This is a genomic window from Pseudomonas chlororaphis subsp. aurantiaca (assembly GCF_013466605.1).
Classification (GTDB): Bacteria; Pseudomonadota; Gammaproteobacteria; order Pseudomonadales; family Pseudomonadaceae; genus Aquipseudomonas; species Aquipseudomonas chlororaphis_I.
The window spans coordinates 2,470,553-2,494,174 of record NZ_CP059162.1 but is presented as its reverse complement, the minus strand read 5'-3'; the positions used below and the strand labels follow the sequence as shown (position 1 = coordinate 2,494,174).

Below are 23,622 nucleotides of genomic sequence, written 5' to 3'. Positions count from 1 at the left end.
TCGGCTCCGAAGGAGGCGCCGCTCTTGGGAGGCCCGGAAGGTCCTGCGTGCCGAGCGCGATCCCGGCCTATCACAGCCTGCAGCTACAGGGGTGCAGGGGCACTGCGTTCCGGACGCCGCCATGGGGCGAATGTCATGGCGCTGAGCAGCGCCAGCCCCCAGACACTCAGCCCGCCATACAGCATGACCCAACCGAAACCATGGGCCAGCGCGACCTGTGCCGAACAGTCCACCAGCCACTGCATGCCCTGCGCCGGACCTTGGCCGGCAGCAATCTGTTCCGCCCAGTTGCGCAACTGCCCGGCATCCAGGACGCCACTCAAACTGCGCCGTAGATAGGCGCCAATCCCAGCCACCAGGATCAACCCCATCAAGGCGATATTCAGAGCCAGGGAAATCATCCGCGCGCTCATGTCGATGCCCGAGGCCATGCCGGCACGGTCTGCCGGCACCGAGCCGGTGGTGGTATTGGTCACCGGTGTATTGGTGATACCCAGGCCGATCCCCGCCAACAGGGCGCCGGGCAGCATGGCCAGGCCATTGGCCGCGCTCAGTTGGCTGGCGGCGTACATCGCCACAAAGCCCAGGCCGATACAGAACAGTCCCAAAGGAATCACCCGTCCCGGCTCGAAGCGCAGGGCCAGGCGTTCGCCCAGCGGCGGAAAGACCAGGGTCGGCAAGGTATAGGCCAGCAGCGCCAGGCCGCTGTGCAGGCTGGAGTAACCCAGGACGCTGTGGAAGTAGATCGGCAGGTAGATCATGAACGGCCAGAAGCTGAAGTTCATGCCCACAGCCCCCAGCAGCGCCCCGGAAAACCGCCGGTTCCCGAGCACCCGCAGGTCGAACATCGGTTGCGGGCTGCGGGCTTCGGCCCTGATGAAGGCAATGAAGCAAACCACAGTCGCCAGGAGGATAGTCATGGCGCTCGAACGGCCAAGGGTCGGCCCCTGGGTCAGCAGAAACGTCAGGCCGAACACCGCCAGGGACAGCAGGACAATGCCTGCGCCATCGAGCTTGCCGGCCCGGGCCTGGCGAGACTCCTGCACCCCTCCCATGGCCAGCCCCAGGGTCAGCAACGCCAGGGGACCATGCACCAGGAAGATCCACGGCCAGCTGGACAGCGCCAGGATCACCCCGCCGATGATCGGCCCGAAGCCCAGGCCGATGCCGAACACCATGCCCCAGGCGGCGAACGCCCGGCTGCGCTCCCGGCCCTCGCGAAACTGCTGGGACAGGATCGCCACCTGAGTGATCAGCATCGCGCCACCGGCCAGGCCCTGAATCGCCCGGCTGGCGATCAGAAAGGTGGGATTGTCGGCCAGGCCGCACAGCAACGAAGCCAGGCCGAACGCCAGGATACTGAGGAGAAATACCCGCTTGCGACCGAAACGATCTGCCAGGGCGCCAGTGGCCATCAGCACCACGGTGCAGGCGATGGTGTAGGCATTCATGATCCATTGCAGGTTCTTGAAGTCGCCCTGCAAGCGGCTTTCCAGCGCCGGGAGAATCACCGGCACGCTGGAGATTTCCAGGCCGAACATCAGCGAAGCCAGGCAGATGGCGAGCAAAGCCAGGGGGTTACGGGAGGCGGACTTGGGCATCGAGAGGGTTTCCGAAGGGCTCGTAGGCAGGAACCAGCCAAGGCCCGGGCAACCCCCGGGCTTGCTGAGACCTCAAGTCTGGGCAAGCCGGTTCAATGACGGAAATGATTTAATTTTGTAGGATCCAGTAATTCTCATCATGGACAGACCGCACATGGACATCGACCCCAGCCTGCTCCGCGCCTTTGTCGCCGTGCAGGAAACCGGTGGTTTCACCCGTGCAGCCGAACGCCTGAACCTCACTCAGTCGGCTGTCAGCCATCAGATCCGGCGCCTCGAGGCGCAAATCGGCCGCCCCTTGCTGTACCGCACCACACGGCACCTGACCTTGACCGAAGACGGCAACGAACTGCTGCGCCACGCCCACGCCGTGCTCGGCGCAATGAACGCCCTGACCCGGCATTTCCAGCCGTCGCCGCTATCGGGCATCGTGCGCTTCGGAGTGCCCGAGACCTTCATGGGCGAGCGCCTGCCGCCCCTGTTGTGCCAGTTCTCGCGGGCCTACCCCGGCGTACGCCTGGATGTGAATGTCGGCACCTATCTGGACCTGCGCGCCCTGCTCGGTGCCGGCGAACTCGACCTGGCAGTGGTGCTGGCGGACCCGCTCGCGGCGGACAGTGGCACGCTGCTGCGCGAGGCGCAGTTCGTCTGGGTCGCGGCCGAGCACTTCGACCTCGCCCCCGGCGCATCGCTGCCGCTGGCACTGGCGCCGGCACCCTGCGTTAACCGCCAGGTAGCCGTCGAGGCCTTGCAGGGTACGCCCGTCAACTGGCACGTGGCATTCACCTCACCCAGCCAGGAAGGTATCCGCACGGCGGTGCTCGGCGGCCTCGGCGCAACAGTGCAAATGGCCAGCGACCTGAAACCCGGCATGCGCATCGTCGACGGCCAATACGGCCTGCCCGCGCTGCCCAAGGCGCACTTCCTGCTGGCCTGGAGCGCCGGCGAAAAGACCCCGGCGGCGCGCCAGTTCGGCCAGTTACTGGTTGAGATGGCGGAGCGGCCACTGCGCGCGCCATAACCAACCTTTGGCCAGGCCGGCCAGCCCACACAGGACAGCGTTCAATGAGCCAAACACCCCCCCTGGACCGCCTACGTAACCACCAGAGTGGCCGCACAAATAGCCGAATCCCAAAGTGTCGCGAAGGCCTTTGAGCACAACCCCCTGCGTGGCTCAGTCAGGGAAACGAGTCGCAACCTTCTCCTCGGACTCGCCTTATGAAATCCAGCGTCAGCCGCTGTTCCTTGCCTCCTGGTTCGAGCATTGCCCGCCATGCGCCGGGCGCAAGCTTTATCGATTGCCAGCGCACCCTGGCCGTTGACCGCGAGCGCAGCGCCCTGCGTCATGCGCTGCGGTTGATGGCCCGCACTCCGGCCTGGATCGACCACCTGATGAGCCTGCGCAATCGGCTGGTACAGCCGTTTGGGCTCAAGGACCTGGGGCGTCTGACGCGCATTGATCTCGAGCGCCAGGACGACGACTATCAGCCCGGCGATCGGGTGGGGATTTTCACCCTGGTATCGCAAACTCCTGACGAAGTGCTACTGGTCGACCAGGACCGGCATCTGGATGTGTACCTGGCCATCAACCGCCTGCCGCTTGATGCGCAGGGCGAACGGCCGGTGGTGCTCTCGACCCTGGTCCATCCGCACAACCGGCTGGGCCGCCTGTACATGCTGCCGGTGGCGCCGTTCCACCGGTTTATCGCGCCACGCATGCTGGCCATGCTCAATCAGCGCTAACGTTGTTGCCTGACAAGGACTTTACCGTGCAAGAACAGCATTTTGATGTGGTGGTGGTCGGCCTGGGCGCCATGGGCGCCGCGACCCTGTACCAGTTGGCCAAGCGTGGCGTGAAGGTGGCCGGCATCGACCGTTTTGCCCCGCCCCACGACCAGGGTTCGAGCCATGGCGACACCCGCATCACGCGCCAGGCGGTGGGCGAAGGCGCGGCCTATGTGCCGCTGGCGATCCGCGCGCAGCAGATCTGGCGCGAGCTGGAAGCGCAGCTGGATGTACCGACAGAGCAGCCGTTGTTCGAACAGTGCGGCGTGCTGGTGATGACCTCCAGCGCCACCCCGAGCGGACAGGACGCCACACCGGATTTCACCGAAAACACCCTGGCCCTGGCTCGCCAGTTCGGCATCGAGCATGAGGCGCTGGACGCCGCGCAGATCCGCCAGCGCTTCCCACAGTTCGCGCCGATCCACGACAGCGCCGTGGGTTACTTCGAACCCGGCGGCGGTTATGTGCGGCCGGAGCGTTGCATCGATGCGCAGCTGACCCTGGCCCGCCAGCTGGGCGCGACGCTGATCACCGGCGAGACGGTGCTGGATATCAAAAACGAGCAGGATCTGGTGCATATCACCAGCCAGAACCGGCGCATCAGCGCGGCCAAAGTGGTGGTCTGCGCCGGCATGTGGTCCAGCCAATTGCTCGGCGCGCCGTTCGACAAGTTGCTGCGGGTGTGCCGGCAGACCTTGTACTGGTACCAGCTGGCGGAACCGCTGATCTTCCCCGAGCACTCGCCGAGCTTTATCGTCCACGGCGCCAGCGACGAGCAGACCTGCTACGGCTTCCCGCCGATCCCCGGCGAAGGCAGCATGAAGATCGCCACCGAGCAGTACAGCGAGACCTCGACGCCGGACAACCTGGACCGCCAGGTCAGCGCGGCGCAGAGCGAAGCGATGTACCGCGACCTGGTGCTGGCCAATATCGCCGGGGTCACGCCGCAACTGGTGAAGTCCGCGGTCTGCGCCTACACCGTGACCCCGGACTCGCACTTCATCATCGACGAGCACCCGCGCCTGGCCAGCGTCACGGTGGTCAGCGCCTGTTCCGGCCACGGCTTCAAGCACTCGGCGGCGATTGGCGAAGCCCTGGCCCAGCGGCTGGTGGACGGACGCAGCGAGATCGATTTGAGCGCGTTTTCCCTGGCGCGTTTCGGCCATTGAGCGGTGCCTGGATGCCTTGTGACGGGGCGCTTTCCAGGCAGAAACGATTCAGTGACGTTTTTCCTCCTGTGGGCGCCGCTTTCAACCTTGCCCCTTCGTTCACTCTCTACGATTCTGTAGAGACCCCCGCGGGGCGGCGCCAGGCTGTCCCAGGCAAAACAACAGGAGCGCCCCATGAAGAGCGTCGCTGAAGTACTGAAGTTGAAGGCCAAGCACAACCAGCAAGTGCACACCATCGCGCCCCACCAGATGGTGCTCGAGGCGCTGATGCTGATGGCCGAGAAGAACGTCGGCGCCCTGCCCGTGATGCAGAACGGCGAAGTGGTCGGGGTGATCAGCGAACGCGACTACGCGCGCAAGCTGGTGCTGCACGGCCGCTCCTCGGTGGGCACGCCGGTCAGCGCGATCATGAGTTCGCCGGTGATCACCGTGGACTCGCACCAGAGCGTGGAAACCTGCATGGGCATCATGACCGACAGCCACCTGCGGCACCTGCCGGTGGTGGAAGACGGCCAGTTGCTGGGCCTGCTGTCGATCGGCGACCTGGTCAAGGAAGCCATCGCCGAACAGGCCGACCTGATCCGCCAGCTGGAACAGTACATTCGCGGCGAGTAAGCCCTCTCCCCGATACCCTCCCCGCAGGAGCCGGCTTGCCGGCGAAGAGGCCCGCAAGCCGGCTCCTGCATCGCAAACATCCCGCCGACTCGCTCGCCACAATCGGGCACAGTGGGATCCGCTTCATCGACTGTGGCAAGGCCTGGTTAGCGGCGTATACTTTGGCAAATTTTGTCAAACGTGGACAAAACCATGAGCACCATGAACATTTCCCTGCCAGAAGCGCTCAAGGCCTTCGTCGACGATCAGGTCAGCCAGCGGGGCTACAGCACCAGCAGCGAGTACGTCCGGGAGCTGATCCGCAAGGATCAGGATCGACAGCACCTGCGCGGTCTGCTGCTGGCGGGTGCTGAATCGGCGCCTGGCGCTCCTGTGGATGATCGTTACTTCGACGCTCTACGCACCAGGGTCCGCAAGGAATGAAGGCACAGCGGGTCATTCCCAGGGCCCTGGCCAATCAGGATGTAGAAGACGCTATCGATTACTACCTGACTCAACAGGCCGAGCAGGCGGCCTTGGGCTTCATCGACGATCTGCAAGCCGCCTACGCCCATATCGCCCGGCATCCTGCCTCAGGTCTTGCCCGCTACACCCATGAGCTCGATTTGCCAGGGCTTCTCTACTGGCCATTGAGTCGCTATCCCTATCTGGTGTTCTACGCCCGGCACGACGACCATATTGACGTGTGGCGCGTCCTGCACGCCATGCGGGACATTCCCGCCTCGCTGACGGAAAGCCCCGCACACTGAACGACCAGCGTCGTTTAATTGCGCCGGCTTTGCCGGCTATCGCGAGCAAGCTTCGCTCCGCAATGCGTAGCCCGTTAACAGTCGGTGTTTAACCCGCGGTGAAAAACTGCCGCCCATCGCGCTTGAGCAGATCCAGCAGCAGCTGGGCTGCCGGCGACAGGTAGCCTTCGGTCCGTACCAGCACCACGATGCTGCGATGCATGCGGGTTTGCGCCAGCGGCACTTCCCGCAGGTGGGCGATGCCCTTGAAGTCGTCCAGGGTTTCCCGGGCCAGGAAGCTCAGCAGCCCGGTCTTGGCGATCAGCCGCGGCAGCAGGGAGATGGTGTTGGTCTCGATCTGCACCGAGGGCAACGGCAGCTTGTGGCTCTGGAACACGTTGTCGATCCAGCGGCGGGCCGAGACCCCGGTTCCCGGCAGCACCCAGCGGTAGTCGCACAGGTCGCGCAGGCGCATCGGCGTGTCGAACACCGGATGGTCGCGGCTGGCCACCACCACGGCCTGGTCTTCGAACAGGGTGTGGTGGCTCAGGTGCGGGTCGCCCTCGAACAGCGGGCAAATCACCATGTCCAGGCGCCCCGAGCGCAGGGACTCGCGGAGTACGTCGTCCTGGCCGATCACCAGGTTCAGGGTGATGTCCGGGGCGCGCTCCAGCAAGGTCGCGGTCATCTGCGGCAGCAGGTGCTCGGCCATGCTGGCGGCGCACCCCAGGCGGATATTGCCGAGCACGCCGCTGGCAAAATCGCGCACCTCGCGATGGGTCTCGGCGATGTTCTGTTGCAACTGCCGGGCGCGCTGTTGCAGCAACAGGCCCACCGCCGTCAGCTTGATCCGCCGCCCGTCACGCTCGAACAGCTTGGTGCCGAAGGACTCCTCCAGGCGCTGGATGCTTTTGGTCAGCGCCGGCTGGCTGCGGTTGAGCTTCTGCGCCGCGCGCCCGAGGTGACCGAGCTCGGCGATGGTTTCGAAATAGGTCAGGTCGCGCAGGTCCATGATCGATAAACCAGAGTTATTGGTTGATCACAATTAGAAACTGGACTTGATCAATTGCGCTATCAATAATTTGCTCCGAAGCGCTGGTAGCAACGGTCCCGCAACAGGAGCGGCCAGCGCGCTGGAGAATGCCCTTGCCTCGTCCCTCGCCTTTATCCCTGTCCGCCTGGCCCCTTGCCCTGCAATGGCTGGCGCTGCTGATCCTCGCCGGCAGCGCCGGGCAGTTGCTGAAACATTTCGAAGTTCCTGCCGGGCAGTTCCTCGGGCCGATGCTGGTGGCCATCGGTTTCGGCGTCAGCGGCGCCAGCATCCGCGTGCCGCGCCAGGCCTTCCGCCTCGGCCAGGGCTCGGTCGGGGTCCTGGCCGCCCACTCCATGACCATGGCGGTGCTGGCCTCGATGGCCCAGTCCTGGCCTGTAATGCTGTTCGCCACCCTGCTCACCGTCTGCCTCAGCGCCCTGGTCGGCCTGGCGCTGGTACGCCTCGGCGGCCTGCCACCCAGCACCGCGGCCTGGGGCACCGCGCCGGGGGCGGCCTCGGCCATGGTCGCGATGGCCGACGACTTCGGCGCCGACTCACGGGTGGTGGCCACCATGCAGTACGTGCGAGTGGTCTGCGTGGTGATGATCGGCGCCCTGGCCAGCCACTGGATCGGCGTCCCGGCCGGCGGCAGCCAGGCCCACAGCACCGAGGTGGTCCTGCAGACCTTCACCCTGCTCAACCTCGGCTTGACCCTGGGCACCATAGTGCTGGGCGTGCTGCTTGGTTCGCAGGTACCGGCCGGGGCCCTGCTGGTGCCACTGCTGATCGGCGGCGCGCTGCAGATCTCCGGGCTGCTGCACATCACCCTGCCCGGCTGGCTGCTGGCCCTGGCCTACGGCGCCATCGGCTGCTACATCGGCCTGCGCTTCGACCGGCCGACCCTGCGCTACGTCTGGACCCGCCTACCGGCGATGATCTTCGGCGCGGTGCTGCTGATCGCCCTCTGCGCGCTGTCGGCCTGGCTGCTGGCGCACTGGCTGGACAAGGATTTCCTCTCGGTCTACCTCGCCACCAGCCCCGGCGGCCTGGACGCCATGACGATCATCGCGGTGGACACCCACGCCGACGTCGGCCTGGTGCTGGCCATGCAGACTCTGCGGCTGTTCGCGGTGATCGTCAGCGGGGCTTTTTTCGCCCGGCTGATCATCAAGTGGTCGCGCTGAACCCTGGAGCCGCGCGTCTTTAAACACTCTGAAATAGTAAATCCGAGCGCCACCCCCCCTTTCCTGGCCCCGCCGCCAGGCGCCTGAATACGGGCTTCAAGCCACCGTCCTGCAGCACCCTGGGCCGTTTCAGCAGCGGCCCGGGAGCTTATTTCTCTCTCGAATAAGAAACGTCTTGCCGCCGGCTGTTGCTACCATGGCGCACATTTGCATGACGATTTAATGACTGGCAGGTTTTTCGTGAATTTCATCCGGCGTGTTTTCCATCATCCCCTGGCTCCCCTCGGCGCACTGCTGAGCCTGGTACTGCTCGTGCCCCTGGTGGCGCGTGCGCTGCTCGGCTGGTCCGACCCTTTGGGCTATCTCTCGGACCTGGGCACCGCGGGCCTGTTGACCCTGCTGCTGTACCGCCGCCCCTGGTGGCTGGCCTTGCCGGTGCTGCTGGTGTGGACGCTGCTGAGCATCGCCAGCGCCGAGCTGGTCAGCGCCGTGGGCCGCCTGCCCAATGCCGCCGACCTGCATTATCTGTTCGACCCGCAGTTCGTCGGCAACTCCACCGGCGGCGGCCTGGCCCACCCCTGGCTGGCCGCCGCGCTACTGTCCGGCCTGGGGCTGTGGCTGGCCGTGCAATGGGCCGCCCGTGGCACCCGCGCCCCGCGCTTGCCGCGCCATGCCTGGACCGCCCCGGCGCTGCTGTGGCTGGCCCATGGCGGCGTGCAATACCTGAACCCCAGCGAAGCCGACCAGTGGCGCCTGTTCAACCTGCCGCACCAGTTGCTCGCGGCCGCGGCCGGCCAGGGCCAGGTGCAGCTGGAACAATGGCTGGAAGGCGATGTGCCCGAACTGCCGGTGCAGATGGCCGGCCTGACCCAGCTCGACCTCGACGGCGAGCCGCTGCTGGCCGCCCCGGGCCAGGCGCGCAACGTGCTGGTGATCGCCCTGGAAGGCATTCCCGGCGCCTACATCGGCACCAACCGCCAGGCCCTGCACAGCCGCTACCAGGACAACCTGATGCCCAAGCTCAGCGCCTGGGCCGAGCGCGGCATGAACACCCCGGACTATGTGCTGCACAGCCACCAGACCATCCGCGGCCTGTACGCCATGCTCTGCGGCGACTATGACAAGCTCGACAACGGTACGCCCAAGGGCATCGAGCTGCTGACCCAGAATCAGCGCAACCAGGCCTGCCTGCCGGCCCAGTTGCGCAAGCAAGGGTTCACCACCCATTACCTGCAAGGCGCCGGCCTGCGCTTCATGGCCAAAGACAAGATCATGCCGCACATCGGCTTCGACTCGACCCACGGCCTGGAGTGGTTCAGCAATGCCAACTACCTGGACTTCCCCTGGGGCAAGGACGACAAGGCCTTCTTCGAAGGCACGCTGGACTATGTCGGCCAGCTGAAAAAGCAGAAGCAGCCGTGGATGCTCACCCTGCTGACCGTCGGCACCCACCAGCCCTACTCCGCGCCCGAGGAATACCTCAACCGCTTCGACACGCCCAAGCAGGCCGCGGTGGCCTACCTGGACGACGCCATCGGCCAGTTCATGGACCAGCTGGAGCGCCAGGGCGTGTTGAAGGACACCCTGGTGGTGATCACCTCGGACGAGTCCCACGGCATCGATGGCGTGCGGCTGGCGTCGTCCTGGGGCTTCAACCTGATGCTCGCCCCGGAACAGGCACAATTGCCCAGACTCAAGTCCGGGACCTACGGCCATGTCGACCTGAGCGCCTCGGTGCTCGACTACTTCGGTTTCCAGGTGCCGGACAGCCTCAGCGGTCGCTCGCTATTTCGCGACTACGCCCTGGGCCGGGAGATCATGTCCTACACCAACGGCAAGCTGCGTTATCACGATGGCCAGGGCACCCTGACCGAGTGCGATTTCCAGCAGCGCTGCCGCTACTACGCTAGCACCGGTTTCATCGCCGACAGCGCCACCTTCAAGGGCCAGTACGGCGGCTTGCGCGCGCGCCAGATCAGCGCCCGGGCCGAAGGCCTGGACCGCACCCTGCTGCAATCGCCGCTGAACCTGCACTATCAGTTCGGCAGCCCGGCGATCATCCCGCTGCAAGCACAGATCAAGGATGACTGGGCCGACAACCTGATCGGCGCGCAGTACCTGGAAATGCCCAAGGGCTCGCTGACCCGCGTGCGCTTCACCGTGCGCTCGGCCGACCCGCAGCAGAACGCCTACATTCTGCTCAAGGGCAAGGAGCGCGAGCAGGACGTGCCCCTGGGCCTGCCGGAAGAGATGCTGGTCACCCCCGACCAGCCGCTGGAAATGGACTTCAGCTTCGCCAACCCGGAATCGCGCAAGGCCTTCTCCTTCCACCTGCTGGGCTACGGCCTGGGCGCGGTGGAAGTCAGTGACTTCAGCGTGATCACCGAACTGCCGGGGCAAGAAGAAAGCAGCGAAGACCCCCAGGACGACAGCGCGCAGTCCTCCTGAATGTCCTCCCCGGGAAGCAGGATGGCGGCGCCACCGTCCAGCTTCCGCGCCCTTGTCTAAACTCCTCGTCAGGCACAAGGTATGGCCTCGCTGCGGTCCGCAGCGCCACCGCCAGAGCATGAGGACGCACATGACCGACACCCTGGACACCCCTCTGGAGCAGTTGCAGCGACTGATGGCCGAGCGCCCCTTCATGGTGCTCACCGGCGCCGGCATCAGCACCCCTTCGGGGATTCCCGACTACCGCGACAATGACGGTGTGCGTCGCGGCAGCCAGCCGATGATGTACCAGGAGTTCCTGGCCGAGCCCAAGGCCCGGCGCCGCTACTGGGCGCGAGCCATGCTCGGCTGGCCGCGGATCCGCCAGGCCCGGCCGAACGCGGCCCACGAAGCCCTGGCGCATTTGCAGGCACGACAGAAGATCGCCGGGGTGATCACCCAGAACGTCGATACCCTGCACGACCAGGCCGGCAGCCGCGACGTGATCGAACTGCACGGCAACCTGCACCGGGTGGTCTGCCTCGATTGCACGCAACGCAGCGATCGGCAGGCGATCCAGCAGTTGCTGGAACTGCACAACCCCTACCTGGCTGGCATCGATGCGGTGCAGGCCCCCGACGGCGATACCCTGCTCGACCCGGTGTTCGAAGAACGTTTCCAGGTGCCCCGCTGCCCCCATTGCGATGGCGAACGGCTGAAACCGGATGTGGTGTTCTTCGGCGAAAACGTGGCCCAGGCCACCGCGGCCAAGGCCATGCACAGCGTCGAGCAGGCTGCTGGCCTGCTGGTGGTGGGCTCGTCCCTGATGGCCTATTCGGCCTTTCGCCTGTGCAAGGTCATGGCCGGCCAGGGCAAGCCGCTGATCGCCATCAACTTCGGCAAGACCCGCGCCGACGAGCTGCTGGACCTGAAGATCGCCGCCTCCTGCGAGCAGCTGTTGCCGCTGCTCGCCGAACGCTTGACCTCCTAGGAAAGCACCGCCAGGCGCTCGGCGAGATTGGCCCCGCGCAGAATGTCGAACAGCGCCTGGGCCGCGCTCGACAGCTCATGCCCGGGCTTGGTCAGCACGCCGATGGCGCGTTCCACCACCGGGTCGCGCAGGGTGATGCAGCGCGCACCCAGCTCGCGCATCTGCCCGGCGCACAGGGCCGGCACCGCGCTGACGCCAAGGCCGCTGGCGACCATGCGCCCCACCGTCGCCAACTGATGGCTTTCGAATTCCACCGGCAACTTCATCTGCCGCGCCAGCAAATGTTCTTCGAGCATCACCCGTACCGTGGACGGCCGTTGCAGGGTGATAAAGGGCTGTTCCAGCAGCGACTGCCAGTCGATGTCCTTCAGGTCGGCCAGGGGGGAGTCGCTGGGCACCACGGCGACGAAACGATCGATGTACAGCGGGGTGAATTGCAGCGACGCGCTTTGCTGCGGCTCGAAGGCCACCCCCAGTTCCACCTGGCGGTCGCGAACCATTTCCAGCACCTGCTCGTTGATCACGTCGTTGACCGTGACATTGACCTGCGGATAACGCGCGCGAAAGGTCTTGAGGATCGGCGGCAGCAGGTTACCGGCAAAGGACGGCATGGCCGCCAGGGTCACTCGCCCGCGCTGCAGGGTGAAGCGCTGGCGCAGTTCGTCCTCGGCGTTGTCCCAGTCGGCGATCAGGCGCCGCGCCAGGGGCACCAGGGCCTCGCCTTCCGGGGTCAGGGCGACGTTGCGCGTGTTGCGGCTGAACAGCCGCCCGCCCAGGCCGTCCTCCAGGGCCTTGATGGTCAGGCTCAGGGCCGACTGCGACAGGTGCAGGCGCTCGCAGGCCACAGCGAAACTCAGGCTCTGGGCCACGGCCAGGAAGGCGCGGATCTGTTTGACGGTCATGCTCTGCCCTCGGGATCGACTGTTGAGTTTTATCTATCAATCAACCTTAAAAATCAACTTAACAAATCAATCCCGTGACGCAACACTGCCGCTCACTCTATTCATACGGCCGGCCAGCCGGCTGGCAATGCAAATACCAATAACAAGAGGATGTGCAGATGGCAGGTTTCGACAAGCGCGTGGCGTCCTACGAGGAAGCCCTCGAAGGTCTCAAGGACGGCATGACCGTGATCTCCGGCGGCTTCGGCCTGTGCGGCATTCCGGAAAACCTGATCGCCGAGATCAAGCGTCGCGGCACCCGCGACCTGACCGTGGTCTCCAACAACTGCGGCGTCGACGGCTTCGGCCTCGGCGTGCTGCTGGAAGACCGGCAGATCAGCAAGGTGGTGGCCTCCTACGTCGGTGAAAACGCCCTGTTCGAGAAGCAGCTGCTGAGCGGCGAAATCGAAGTGGTGCTGACCCCCCAAGGCACCCTGGCCGAAAAAATGCGCGCCGGCGGCGCCGGCATCCCGGCCTTCTTCACCGCCACCGGCGTCGGCACCCCGGTCGCCGACGGCAAGGAAACCCGTGAATTCAACGGCCGCGCCTACCTGATGGAAGAGTCCATCACCGGCGACTTCGCCATCGTCAAAGGCTGGAAAGCCGACCACTTCGGCAACGTGGTCTACCGTCACACCGCCCAGAACTTCAACCCGCTGGCCGCCACCGCCGGCAAGATCACCGTGGTCGAGGTCGAAGAGATCGTCGAGCCGGGCGAACTGGACCCGACGCAGATCCACACCCCCGGCATCTACGTCGACCGGATCATTTGCGGCACGTTCGAAAAACGCATCGAACAGCGCACCGTGCGCAAGTAATCGCCCGCCCAACGACTGACGGAGAATAAAAAAATGGCTCTTACCCGCGAACAAATGGCTCAACGCGTCGCCCGTGAACTGCAGGACGGCTTCTACGTGAACCTCGGCATCGGCATCCCGACCCTGGTCGCCAACTACATCCCCGACGGCATGGAAGTGATGCTGCAATCGGAAAACGGCCTGCTCGGCATGGGCGCCTTCCCCACCGACGACGAAGTCGATGCGGACATGATCAACGCCGGCAAGCAGACCGTCACCGCGCGCATCGGCGCGTCGATTTTCTCTTCCGCCGAATCCTTCGCGATGATCCGTGGCGGCCATATCGACCTCACCGTGCTCGGCGCCTTCGAGGTCGACGTGCAAGGCAACATCGCCTCGTGGATGATCCCCGGCAAGCTGGTCAAGGGCATGGGCGGCGCCATGGACCTGGTGGCCGGCGCGGAAAACATCATCGTCACCATGACCCACGCCTCGAAGGACGGCGAGTCGAAACTGCTGTCGCGCTGCAGCCTGCCGCTGACCGGCGCCAACTGCATCAAGCGCGTGCTGACCGACCTGGCTTACCTGGAGATCGAGAACGGCGCGTTCATCCTCAAGGAGCGCGCCCCGGGCGTGAGCGTCGAGGAAATCGTCAGCAAGACCGCCGGCAAGCTGATCGTGCCGGCCCACGTGCCTGAAATGCAGTTCGCCTGAGGAGCAACCAGACCATGCAAGACGTCGTAATCGTTGCCGCCACCCGCACCGCGGTCGGCAGTTTCCAGGGTTCGCTGGCCAATATCCCCGCGGTCGATCTCGGCGCCGCGGTGATCCGCCAGCTGCTGGCCCAGACCGGCCTGGACGGCGCCCAGGTCGATGAAGTGATCATGGGCCAGGTGCTCACCGCCGGCGCCGGGCAGAACCCCGCGCGCCAGGCCGCGATCAGGGCCGGCCTGCCCCACGCCGTGCCGGCGCTGACCCTGAACAAGGTCTGCGGCTCCGGCCTCAAGGCCCTGCACCTGGGCGCCCAGGCGATCCGCTGCGGCGATGCCGAGGTGATCATCGCCGGCGGCCAGGAGAACATGAGCCTGGCCAACTACGTGCTGCCCGGTGCACGCACCGGCCTGCGCATGGGCCATAGCCAGATCGTCGACACCATGATCAGCGACGGCCTGTGGGACGCCTTCAACGACTATCACATGGGCATCACTGCCGAGAACCTGGTGGAAAAATACGGCATCAGCCGCGAAGCCCAGGACGCCTTTGCCGCCGCCTCGCAGCAGAAGGCCGTGGCCGCCATCGAAGGCGGGCGTTTCGTCGATGAGATCACCCCGATCCTGATTCCCCAGCGCAAGGGCGACCCCGTGGCCTTCGCCACCGACGAGCAGCCACGCGCCGGCACCACCGCCGAGTCCCTGGGCAAGCTCAAGCCGGCCTTCAAGAAAGACGGCACGGTCACCGCCGGCAACGCCTCGTCGCTGAACGACGGCGCCGCCGCGGTGATCCTGATGAGCGCCGCCAAGGCCAAGGCCCTGGGCCTGCCGGTACTGGCGAAGATCGCCGCCTACGCCAACGCCGGCGTCGACCCGGCGATCATGGGCATCGGCCCGGTATCGGCCACCCGCCGCTGCCTGGACAAGGCCGGCTGGTCCCTGGAACAACTGGACCTGATCGAAGCCAACGAAGCCTTCGCCGCCCAGTCGCTGTCGGTGGGCAAGGAACTGGGTTGGGACGCGAGCAAGGTCAACGTCAACGGCGGCGCCATCGCCCTCGGCCACCCGATCGGCGCCTCGGGCTGCCGGGTGCTGGTGACCCTGCTGCACGAGATGCTCAAGCGCGACGCCAAAAAAGGCCTGGCGACTTTGTGCATCGGCGGCGGCCAGGGCGTGGCGCTGGCCATCGAACGCTAACTTACCGCGCACCACGGCCGGCCCTCGGACCCACGACATCCGGCGGCTGGCCGGCAACACACCCGGCGCACCTCATGGTGCGCCGGGTTCATTCTGCGGCCCGGCAGACGCTGAACAGAGGCCGCTGGCAGCCGCCCATCCGTCAGCTACATTCAACTCATACGGCTGGCGAGCCCCATTTTCCACGCCTTCCTGCCCACTGACTCACGGCTGAAACAGTCCAGGCCGGTGCGCGGTGCGTTATCTGTCGAAGCCGGATCACAGCGCTCAAGCCTGCACGGGCAGCGCCCGGTTGCCACCCAACCCTTCGCCTGCTTCATCGACCCGATAACGAGGAGCGGAACATGCACCTGACCAGATGGCTGCTCTACACCGGCTTTTGCATAGTGCTGGCGGGGCTGGCCAGCCTCCCGGCCACGGCCGGCCCCTCCTTCGATGCGGACAGGAAAGGACTCGAGAAGCTCTCGGCCAACGCCGGCGCCGAGCTGCATCGAGGCTTGCAGAAATTCCACGAAATGCTGATGTACCTCGAACTGCGGGACACCCTGCACGCCACCGAGGCCAAGGCAGCGGCCCTGGAACATTTCAACGAGTCGGTTGCCCTGTACAAGAAAGTCACTGCGAGCGCTCCCGAGCAGAAGATCGTCTACCAGCCCCGGGATGACAGTGAAAAAGAAGCCATCGCCGCCTTCCAGAACCGCTTGAAAGAGCTGGATATCGCGGTGCCCGGCACCGAGAAACAGTTGGCCAATCTGGCCGTCACTGTGGTGACCAGGCATATCCATGCGCTGGAAAGGTCCAGCTTCAAGGCGACCAAGGCCGACTACCCATCCTTGCGCAAGGCCCTGCGCTCGCAGGCCCTGTTGCTCGACCTGGGCATCCTCAGCTCCATTGTCTGGAGCCTGTCGGCCGATCAGCCCGGCGGGAGTAGCTAAGCCATTTATCAAGGATCGAGTCATGAAAAAAAGGATTGTTTTTGTTCTTTCCGGCATCTTTCTCGGGAGTGTCTGCATACTACTGGCCCTCTATTTGCCCGTCGGCATAAAAGACTTACGCCCCGAAATAGGTAAATCGGCCCTGCATCTGTTGGTGGTATCCGTGATCGGCACGATTGTCTCGCTGCTGGTCTTTGAGTATCAGCAAGAACGACAAGCCAGCGAAAAAAAGCGCGACCAACAGCAAAAGCATTTCGAATATCGAGAGTCGCTTTTGATCTCCGTGCTTTCCCGAGCCGCGAACGCCTACAGTAGGGCAAAAAAAGCCCGGCGAATGACTAGGGCGCATATGACGCTCACAGGGACGACACGCCAGCTTTCGCTGGCCCAATATGACGTTTTTTTTGACTTGGTCAACGAGGCTCAACTGGAGCTGGAGAATCTCAAACGGGATATCAGAACTATCTCCAAGACCATTACCACCCCCGAAAAACTGATTGAAAAACTGCACACGATGGATAGCTATCTGGGGGAGCTGATAACGGAATATGAAGACTCTCGACAGAAATTCATCGGAACTCTTCTCACCCTCCCTATCAGTGACTTTCCATTACTGGATAACTGCGTCAGGCCAGCGAACAGCAGCAATTTCATGTCCGGAATGATCAAGCCTTATAGCGAGATCCAGGCTGCCATTCGCAAAGACCTGTTTCATCCCAACCTGCCCTAAGCGGGCCAACCGCAAGCGCCGTCACTGCAACTTCGGCTTGCCCATCAGCAACAGCAGCGACAAGCCGGCAAACCCCGCCCCGGCGTAGAACGTCAGCGCCGCGCCATGGACCTGCCACAGCCAGCCGGCGATCACGCTGGCCAGTAACAGGGCGATCCCGCTCAGCAGGTTGAACACGCCAAAGGCCGTGCCCTTGAGGTCGGCGGGCGTGGTGTCGGCCACCAGGGTGGCGAGGATGCCCTGGCTGAAGCCCATGTGCAGGCCCCACAGGGCGACGCCGAGCAGCACCATCGGCACCGAGTCGGCATAGGCCAGCACCAGGTCGGCGAGGATCAGCAACAGCAGGCCGACGCTGAGCAAGGCGCTGCGGTTGGTGTGATCCGACCATTTGCCGACCGGATAGGCCGAGACCATGTAGAACCCGGCCATGACCACCATCACCAGCGGCACCCAGGCGGCGGAGAAGCCCAGTTGCTGGGCCCGCAGCACCAGGAACGCCTCGCTGAAACGGGCCAGGGTGAAGGCCGCGCCGATGGCCACCACCCACCAGTAATGCCGGGAAAACCGCCGCAGCGAGGCCAGGCGCAATGGCGACTGGAAGTGCCGGGTGCCGGGGGCGTGCTCGGGTTCGCGGATGGCGAAGACCAGCAGGGCCACGGCCAGCGCCGCGGGGATCACCGCCAGCCACAGGACATGGGCGATATCGTTGGCCAGCCACAGCATCAGGCCGATGGCCAGGATCGGCCCGAGGAACGCCCCCACGGTGTCCAGCGACTGGCGCAGGCCAAAACAGGCGCCACGAATTTCCGCCGGGGCCACATCCGCCACCAGGGCATCCCGTGGCGCGCCGCGAATGCCCTTGCCGATGCGGTCCAGCAGGCGCGCGCTGAACACCAGCTCCGCCGAAGCCGCCAGGGGGAACAGCGGCTTGGTCAGCGCCGCCAGGCCGTAACCGAGCAACAGCAGTTCCTTGCGCCGACCGATAAAATCGCTGAGGGCCCCGGAAAAGACTTTCACAATCAGCGCCGTGGCTTCCGCCACCCCCTCGATGATGCCGACCACCAGCATGCTGATCCCCAGGGTACCGACCATGTACAGCGGCAACAGGCTGTGCACCAGCTCGGACGACACGTCCATGAACAGGCTGACGAACCCCAGCGCCCAGACGGTGCGCGGAATACCGCGGCTCAGGTGCTTCCCGGATTCGCTCGTTGCAGGTCCCGCCATGACAGACATCCCCCAGGGTTTACAAAGGATCCGGTTGCTCCAAGCCTAGGCCGACAACGGCGGCAATGCCTGTCATGGCCCCCGTTGCAATCGACGCTCGAGGGCCGCGGCCAGGGCCGACGCCTCCTGTTTCAAGGAGGCGCAGAAGGCCTCGACGAAAATCGACGACGGCCGGTAATCCGGGCGAATCAGCATCACCCGGTACGGCACCGACAACTGCAGTGGCCGGATCGCCAGGCCCCTGCCTGCCTCCTCCATGGCGCTCAGCGGGTTGATGATCGCCACCCCCAGTTGCTGGCGCACCATGGCACAGACCGAGGCGGCGTTGGTGGTCTCGATCACCACCCGGCGGTCGATGCCGGCCTGGCGAAAGTGCTCGTCGAGGGTCTGACGATAGATGTCCAGGCCCGACAGGTTGATGAAATCCACCCCGCGAAAGTCTTCGCTGTGCAGCAGCGGCTTGGCCAGCAACGGATGCCCTTCCGGCAGGATGCACACCATGTCGGCGCAGAACAGCAGTTCGCCCTGGGTGCCCCGTGGCAGGTGCTCGCTTTCGGTCAGGCCCAGGTCGTGGCGCTGGGCGCTGAGGGACTCTTCGAGCAAGGGCGATTCCTGGGCGGTGATGCTCAGGCCGATGCCGGCGTGGCGCTGCTGGAAGTGCTTGCACACCCGTGGCAGCAGGGTCTGGGAGAACAGCGGCAGGCAGGTCAGGCTCAGCTGGCCGTGCTCGAAGCGGCGGATCGACTGCGCCACGCTGTTGATCCGCTCCAGGCCGACATAGGCCCGTTCCACCTCCTCCAGCAACAGCATGGCCTGGGCGGTCGGCAGCAGGCGGCCGCCTTCACGATCGAACAGGCTCAGCCCGGACAGGCTCTCCAGCCGCGCCAGCTCGCGGCTGACCGTGGGTTGCGAGGTGAACAGCAGGCGCGCCGCGCCGGTGACGCTGCCGGCCTGCATGATGGCGCGGAACACCTCGATATGGCGCAGGGAAATGTCCACCGCTTGCTCCTTGGTTTGAGACGTTGATTCATTCACCTCATATCAAAACTGAATCGAGATACAAAGAATAGATATTTTATTGAATACACCACCCTCGGCATCATGCAGGCCTCTTTCCTCGCCACAGACGATTGCCATGGCCATTCCCTTTTCTCCCGAGCAACTGACCGCCGCCGCCCGCCAGTACGGCACCCCGTTGTGGTGCTACGACGCGCGGACCATCAAGGTGCGCATCCAGCAACTGAAGGCCTTCGACGTGGTGCGTTACGCGCAGAAAGCCTGCTCCAACCTGCAGGTGCTGCGCCTGATCCGCGAGGCCGGGGTGCGGGTGGATGCGGTGTCCCTGGGGGAAATCGAGCGGGCGCTGCTGGCCGGGTTCAGCCCGGAGGGCGACCCGGCCGGCATCGTCTTCACCTGCGACCTGTTCGACACCGCCACCCTGCAACGGGTGGTGGAGCTGAACATCGAGGTCAATGCCGGTTCCATCGACATGCTGCGCCAGCTCGGCGAGAAATCCCCGGGCCACCGCGTGTGGCTGCGGATCAACCCGGGCTTCGGTCACGGCCATAGCCGCAAGACCAACACCGGCGGCGAAAACAGCAAGCACGGCATCTGGCACGAACAGGTCGACCAAGCCCTGGCGGTGATCCGCCAGTACGGCCTGAAACTGGTGGGCCTGCACATGCACATCGGCTCCGGCGTGGACTACGGGCACCTGGAGCAGGTCGGCGCGGCCATGGTGGCGGCGGTCAAGTCCCTGGACCACGACATCGAGGCCTTCTCCATCGGCGGCGGCCTGTCCACCCCCTACCGCGCCGGCGACGAGCCGGTGGACGTGCGCCGCTATGCCAACGCCTGGCGCCAGGCCCGCGAAGAAATCGAAGCCTGGCTCGGCCACGGCGTGCGCATGGAAATCGAACCCGGGCGTTTCCTGGTGGCCGAGGCCGGCTGCCTGGTCAGCGAAGTGCGGGTGGTGAAAGACGCCGGCAATCATCACTTCGTGCTGGCCGACACCGGCTTCAACGACCTGATGCGCCCGGCCATGTACGGCGCCTATCACGCCATGAGCCTGATCGACGCCAACGGCCAGTCGGTCCAGCGCGAACCGCGTCCCACCGTGGTCGGCGGCCCGCTGTGCGAGTCCGGCGATATCTTTACCCAGGACGACGAAAGCCTGACCCCGCAGCTGCTGCCCCAGGCCCGGGTCGGCGACCTGCTGGTGATCCACGACACCGGCGCCTACGGCGCCAGCATGTCCTCCAACTACAACAGCCGGCCACTGCTGCCGGAGGTGCTGTTCGAGGATGGCCAGGTGAAACTGATCCGCCGCCGCCAGCCGCTGGCGGATCTGCTGGAACTGGAAATGGGGTTGTAAGTCCGCTTTTTTTGCGGCGACATCACTGACGCTATCGCGGGCAAGCTCCGCTCCTACAGAAGCTCACGGTCTTCTGTAGGAGCAGAGCTTGCCCGCGATGCTTTTCAGCTGTCCTGAGGCGTCATGTACAGGCTGAAATTCTCGATATAGTCGGTAAGGTTCTCTTCCAGCATCAGGCGGAACTCCTCGACGAAGTAATCCACCGCCTGCTGCTTGGCCGCCGCCAGTTCTTCGGCGTTGCGGCAACCGCAGGCGCTGACCCAGGCGGCAAACCGCGAGTTGGCGTACATCAGCGAGGCACTGGCCTTGTCGCGGCTGCTGTCGCTGATATGGGTGTTCGCCAGTTCGATGATGGCATCGGCGCGGTTGTAGAAGTCCTGATCCGGTTCGTTGGCCAAGGGGCATTCCTCTTAAGTAGTAGGCGGTGAGTAGTAGGCATAAAGAAAGCCGGCGAGTATAAGAGCCTCGCGCTCAACCATCGACGGCTTTTGCTGCCCCGCGCCCTGCCGTATTCAGTCCGGCCAATGCCGCGCCAGCACCTGCGCCACCTGCGGATGGCGGTCGATGCGCTCCAGCAGATCGCAACACTCGGGGCGTTCGCGCCGCAGATGCTCGCGCGTGCCGCACCAGCGCGACACCACCGCCGCCTGGAAATCCAGGGCCGCCAGGGGCGAACCGCTGGCGTACAACTGTGTGGCGAACTGATCGGCGAACACCTCCCAGTTGCGGTGCAGGCGCTCATGGGCCGCGTCGCGTACCCGCGCCCTCAGCGCTTCATCGGCGTCACGCAGCCAGCGTTCCGGGTAATCGATCACGCTGATCGCCGAGTAGCAATTGGCGGCGATAAACACCAGGCCGCGAATCGCCTGCGCCCGGGCGCTCTCATCCTCGGGCAGCAGCGCCGAGCGCGGATAACGCAAGCCCAGCTCGATCAGGATCGCCGCGCTCTCGGTGAGGACACTGCCGTCCGGCAGTTGCAGGGTCGGGACCTGTTTCAGCGGGTTGAGCCGCGCCAGCTCGTCGGCCCCGGGCGACGGCGCCCAGGACGAGGCTTCGACGATGCGGTACGGCACCTGGCAACACTCCAGGGCGATCTCGACGATGGCCGAGCCGGAGCCTTGTGTCCCATAAAGTTGATACATGACCATCCCCTCGCTTGACTGGGCCTTACATCTGACGGGTTGCTTGCGTGGCTTGTTCCTTCCAGTGCCGGAAGTCCGCGAGGCGATAGTTCGGATGCTGATTGATAGCCTCGGCCGGCACGCGCAACACGCTCCCACGATAGCTCAGAAGATAGGTGTAATTGCCATACAGGATCTTGCGGTCAGGGTCCGGATGCACCTTGAGGAAGGCCTGGTGGTCGGGATAACCGCTAGGGTCCGGGAACAGTGCCAACTTATCGAACATCACCACATCCTCGGCAATGTTCTCTTGAGCCATATCGAACAGATAACGGGGCCGCTCGATATTCATCGACGGTAACCGTGGGCCGCTAGCGACCAGCCCATCCAGTTTGTTATCCAGATGCCCGAATATCGCACGATAAACACTTACCAGCAGCGCCCGCCGATAAAGGCTCAGCGGCTCGGGAGCCCGCATGCGTCGCACCAGGAAACAGATCAGTCGATTGAGCAGCCCGAAGCGTTCGATCTCCAGCCTCATGCCGCCTTTTACTTCTAAAAACTTGCCGCACACAGAAAACCGGGTCTTGTGATGGACAAGCTTGTTACGGACGGTGATCGCGTAATCGAAGACCATGATCTCGATATGCCTGAGCAACGGATCGGGCTGCTGGTTCTTGCGGCGGAAAACCTTGAGCTTTTCCTCGAACCGCATATTGGTCGTCCTATGGTTCTGGTCGACCATCAGGTCCAGGTAGTCGAAGACCACGGGGAACATCGAAAGATGCTCATGGCTGTCCAAGGACTTGCGGACTAACAACGGATGGTGGCTGCGTGCATCGGTATAGCTATGCGACACCCCGTCCTTGATCGCGGTTTTCTGCCGGTAAACCACCAGATCATTGGCAATATCGAACCCCTGCAACAGCTGTTCGGTAAGGCGCAGTTTCTTCTGCAAAAAGACTTCAGTGAAATTCATCCAATATTCTCGTGTTCAGTAGGTCCGGCAACGCAGACATTCAGCTCAATGACGCTGGGGGGAGAACCTCGACGCGCAGCACTCCGTGAGCACTCGTCGAACAGTCGATACGCACCGGCAAAAATGCCTCGATCACCCGGATATTGCTCTGCAGGTGCTCGCTCATGCGTGGAGTGGTCAAGCTCCCGCCGCCGGCCAGGGCCATGGGCAGCAGCAGTTGATCGGCCAGGTGCTCGGCCACCGCCGCGCCGGAGTCCAGCCAGTCGCGGGCCTGGTCGATGGCCCGATCGGCCACGCTTTCGGCCCGCAGGCTGCTCTGGCCAAACCCGCTGAACAGCTCGGTCAGGTGCTCGAAGGCGAACTCCAGCAACAGCACGTTGCCCGGGCCGTATTGCTCCTCCAGCCGCACCGGGCTCAGGTGTTCCCGAGGCAGGTCCAGGCGAGTGCCGACCCGGCGCAATTCGCGTTCCGCCACATGTTCCGGCAGGCCGGCACTCAGGGCCCAGGCCCGACGCCCGAGCAGTTCGCCACGCTGTTCCAGGTGCAGGGGGTGCAGGGTCGAAGGCTGGATAAAAGCCTCCAGCTCGCCACCGCCAGCGGGAACGAAGCCATGACGCAGCAGCTGCAACTCCACCTGCCCGCCCATGCGCCGCAGTTGCGGCAGCCAGGCCTGCTGGAGGAAGTCCACCGGCGGCGCCAGCGGGTTGTGGGTGCCGCCGCTGATGCTCACGCGGCTGGGCTCCGGGGCTTGCAACAGGGCCGGCAGCAGGGTCTGCAACACCAGGGTGCAGCTGCCGGCGGTGCCGATGGCGAAGCGGTAGTCGCCGCCGCGAATCGGCCCCGGCTCGAAGGTCAGCTCCCGGGAGCCCAGCTCGGCGCCCGAGACCCTGGCCGCGCAGACCTGCGCCGCCGCCAGCACCGCGGTCAGGTGCTGGCGCAGCAGCCCCGGGCGAGCGCGCCGGGCCCGTATGTTGTGGATACGCAGGGTCTTGCCGGTGAGCATCGACAGGCTCAGGGCACTGCGCAGGACCTGGCCGCCGCCAATGGCGCCGTCCAGTTCGATGACATCCTGTTTCAT

24 protein-coding genes are annotated in these 23,622 nt (G+C 64.7%); 15 read left to right on the top strand and 9 right to left on the bottom strand.

Features of this window, described 5'->3' with window-relative positions; genetic code table 11:
- Positions 1-83 precede the first annotated feature (83 nt).
- Entirely contained in the window at positions 84-1,601 is a 1,518-nt protein-coding gene (locus tag H0I86_RS11645) for an MFS transporter (RefSeq protein WP_180925117.1), read from the bottom strand.
- Between the two features lie 139 nt (positions 1,602-1,740).
- On the opposite strand from H0I86_RS11645, the gene H0I86_RS11640 reads away from it, so the two are divergent.
- From H0I86_RS11640 to H0I86_RS11615, 6 genes are all read left to right on the top strand, one after another.
- Positions 1,741-2,622: a LysR family transcriptional regulator gene (locus tag H0I86_RS11640; protein ID WP_258019426.1), complete on the top strand. Its 882-nt coding sequence runs from the start codon at positions 1,741-1,743 to the stop codon at positions 2,620-2,622.
- Positions 2,623-2,819: 197 nt separating this feature from the next.
- Complete coding sequence (locus H0I86_RS11635) at positions 2,820-3,344, top strand: DUF2867 domain-containing protein (protein ID WP_180925116.1); 525 nt, start codon at positions 2,820-2,822, stop codon at positions 3,342-3,344.
- 71 nt (positions 3,345-3,415) lie between these two features.
- Complete coding sequence (gene solA, locus H0I86_RS11630; protein WP_373369426.1) at positions 3,416-4,555, top strand: N-methyl-L-tryptophan oxidase; 1,140 nt, start codon at positions 3,416-3,418, stop codon at positions 4,553-4,555.
- 174 nt (positions 4,556-4,729) lie between these two features.
- The gene (locus tag H0I86_RS11625) at positions 4,730-5,170 is read left to right on the top strand and encodes a CBS domain-containing protein (RefSeq protein WP_007930897.1); all 441 of its coding nucleotides are present in this window, start codon (positions 4,730-4,732) and stop codon (positions 5,168-5,170) included.
- A gap of 192 nt (positions 5,171-5,362) precedes the next feature.
- Positions 5,363-5,593, top strand: a complete 231-nt coding sequence (locus tag H0I86_RS11620) for a type II toxin-antitoxin system ParD family antitoxin (RefSeq protein WP_180925114.1) — start codon at positions 5,363-5,365, stop codon at positions 5,591-5,593.
- On the top strand, positions 5,590-5,919 hold the full coding sequence (locus tag H0I86_RS11615; RefSeq protein ID WP_180925113.1) for a type II toxin-antitoxin system RelE/ParE family toxin: 330 nt from the start codon (positions 5,590-5,592) through the stop codon (positions 5,917-5,919). Before H0I86_RS11620 ends, H0I86_RS11615 begins: the two co-directional genes overlap by 4 nt.
- Positions 5,920-6,007: 88 nt before the next feature.
- Here H0I86_RS11615 and H0I86_RS11610 read toward each other — a convergent pair whose 3' ends face one another.
- Complete coding sequence (locus tag H0I86_RS11610; RefSeq protein WP_180925112.1) at positions 6,008-6,910, bottom strand: LysR family transcriptional regulator; 903 nt, start codon at positions 6,908-6,910, stop codon at positions 6,008-6,010.
- 128 nt (positions 6,911-7,038) lie between these two features.
- Between H0I86_RS11610 and H0I86_RS11605 the strand changes: the two genes are divergently transcribed.
- From H0I86_RS11605 to H0I86_RS11595, 3 genes are all read left to right on the top strand, one after another.
- Positions 7,039-8,115, top strand: coding sequence for an AbrB family transcriptional regulator (locus H0I86_RS11605; RefSeq protein WP_180925111.1), 1,077 nt, complete (start codon positions 7,039-7,041; stop codon positions 8,113-8,115).
- Between the two features lie 222 nt (positions 8,116-8,337).
- The gene (locus H0I86_RS11600) at positions 8,338-10,563 is read left to right on the top strand and encodes an LTA synthase family protein (protein ID WP_180925110.1); all 2,226 of its coding nucleotides are present in this window, start codon (positions 8,338-8,340) and stop codon (positions 10,561-10,563) included.
- A 130-nt stretch (positions 10,564-10,693) separates the two neighbouring features.
- The gene (locus tag H0I86_RS11595; protein ID WP_180925109.1) at positions 10,694-11,533 is read left to right on the top strand and encodes an NAD-dependent protein deacetylase; all 840 of its coding nucleotides are present in this window, start codon (positions 10,694-10,696) and stop codon (positions 11,531-11,533) included.
- Here the strand turns inward: H0I86_RS11595 and H0I86_RS11590 are convergent.
- Positions 11,530-12,435, bottom strand: coding sequence for a LysR family transcriptional regulator (locus tag H0I86_RS11590; protein ID WP_180925108.1), 906 nt, complete (start codon positions 12,433-12,435; stop codon positions 11,530-11,532). The two genes, H0I86_RS11595 and H0I86_RS11590, sit on opposite strands and share 4 nt — an antisense overlap.
- A gap of 158 nt (positions 12,436-12,593) precedes the next feature.
- Between H0I86_RS11590 and H0I86_RS11585 the strand changes: the two genes are divergently transcribed.
- The 5 genes from H0I86_RS11585 to H0I86_RS11565 all read left to right on the top strand — a co-directional run bounded on the left by H0I86_RS11585 (position 12,594) and on the right by H0I86_RS11565 (position 16,843).
- On the top strand, positions 12,594-13,292 hold the full coding sequence (locus H0I86_RS11585; protein WP_007920583.1) for a CoA transferase subunit A: 699 nt from the start codon (positions 12,594-12,596) through the stop codon (positions 13,290-13,292).
- 33 nt (positions 13,293-13,325) lie between these two features.
- Positions 13,326-13,985: a CoA transferase subunit B gene (locus tag H0I86_RS11580; RefSeq protein ID WP_016703337.1), complete on the top strand. Its 660-nt coding sequence runs from the start codon at positions 13,326-13,328 to the stop codon at positions 13,983-13,985.
- A gap of 14 nt (positions 13,986-13,999) precedes the next feature.
- The gene (locus H0I86_RS11575) at positions 14,000-15,178 is read left to right on the top strand and encodes an acetyl-CoA C-acetyltransferase (RefSeq protein WP_180925107.1); all 1,179 of its coding nucleotides are present in this window, start codon (positions 14,000-14,002) and stop codon (positions 15,176-15,178) included.
- A gap of 344 nt (positions 15,179-15,522) precedes the next feature.
- Positions 15,523-16,113 (top strand): hypothetical protein, encoded by a 591-nt coding sequence (locus H0I86_RS11570; protein ID WP_180925106.1) that lies wholly within the window; start codon positions 15,523-15,525, stop codon positions 16,111-16,113.
- 22 nt (positions 16,114-16,135) lie between these two features.
- Positions 16,136-16,843, top strand: a complete 708-nt coding sequence (locus H0I86_RS11565; RefSeq protein ID WP_180925105.1) for a hypothetical protein — start codon at positions 16,136-16,138, stop codon at positions 16,841-16,843.
- Positions 16,844-16,864: 21 nt separating this feature from the next.
- On the opposite strand, the gene H0I86_RS11560 is transcribed toward H0I86_RS11565, so the two are convergent.
- Together H0I86_RS11560 and H0I86_RS11555 are read right to left on the bottom strand one after the other, a co-directional pair.
- Positions 16,865-18,070 carry an MFS transporter gene (locus tag H0I86_RS11560; RefSeq protein WP_180925104.1) on the bottom strand — a complete coding sequence of 402 codons (1,206 nt, stop codon included), beginning with the start codon at positions 18,068-18,070 and terminating at the stop codon, positions 16,865-16,867.
- A 72-nt stretch (positions 18,071-18,142) separates the two neighbouring features.
- Positions 18,143-19,069 (bottom strand): LysR family transcriptional regulator, encoded by a 927-nt coding sequence (locus H0I86_RS11555; protein ID WP_180925103.1) that lies wholly within the window; start codon positions 19,067-19,069, stop codon positions 18,143-18,145.
- 136 nt (positions 19,070-19,205) lie between these two features.
- Between H0I86_RS11555 and lysA the strand changes: the two genes are divergently transcribed.
- Entirely contained in the window at positions 19,206-20,444 is a 1,239-nt protein-coding gene (gene lysA / locus H0I86_RS11550) for a diaminopimelate decarboxylase (protein ID WP_180925102.1), read from the top strand.
- A gap of 104 nt (positions 20,445-20,548) precedes the next feature.
- Here lysA and H0I86_RS11545 read toward each other — a convergent pair whose 3' ends face one another.
- The 4 genes from H0I86_RS11545 to rtcA all read right to left on the bottom strand — a co-directional run bounded on the left by H0I86_RS11545 (position 20,549) and on the right by rtcA (position 23,622).
- Positions 20,549-20,842 carry a DUF3144 domain-containing protein gene (locus H0I86_RS11545; protein ID WP_180925101.1) on the bottom strand — a complete coding sequence of 98 codons (294 nt, stop codon included), beginning with the start codon at positions 20,840-20,842 and terminating at the stop codon, positions 20,549-20,551.
- A gap of 114 nt (positions 20,843-20,956) precedes the next feature.
- Entirely contained in the window at positions 20,957-21,586 is a 630-nt protein-coding gene (locus tag H0I86_RS11540) for a glutathione S-transferase family protein (protein ID WP_180925100.1), read from the bottom strand.
- 25 nt (positions 21,587-21,611) lie between these two features.
- Positions 21,612-22,544 (bottom strand): hypothetical protein, encoded by a 933-nt coding sequence (locus H0I86_RS11535; RefSeq protein ID WP_180925099.1) that lies wholly within the window; start codon positions 22,542-22,544, stop codon positions 21,612-21,614.
- 40 nt (positions 22,545-22,584) lie between these two features.
- Positions 22,585-23,622, bottom strand: coding sequence for an RNA 3'-terminal phosphate cyclase (gene rtcA / locus H0I86_RS11530; protein WP_180925098.1), 1,038 nt, complete (start codon positions 23,620-23,622; stop codon positions 22,585-22,587).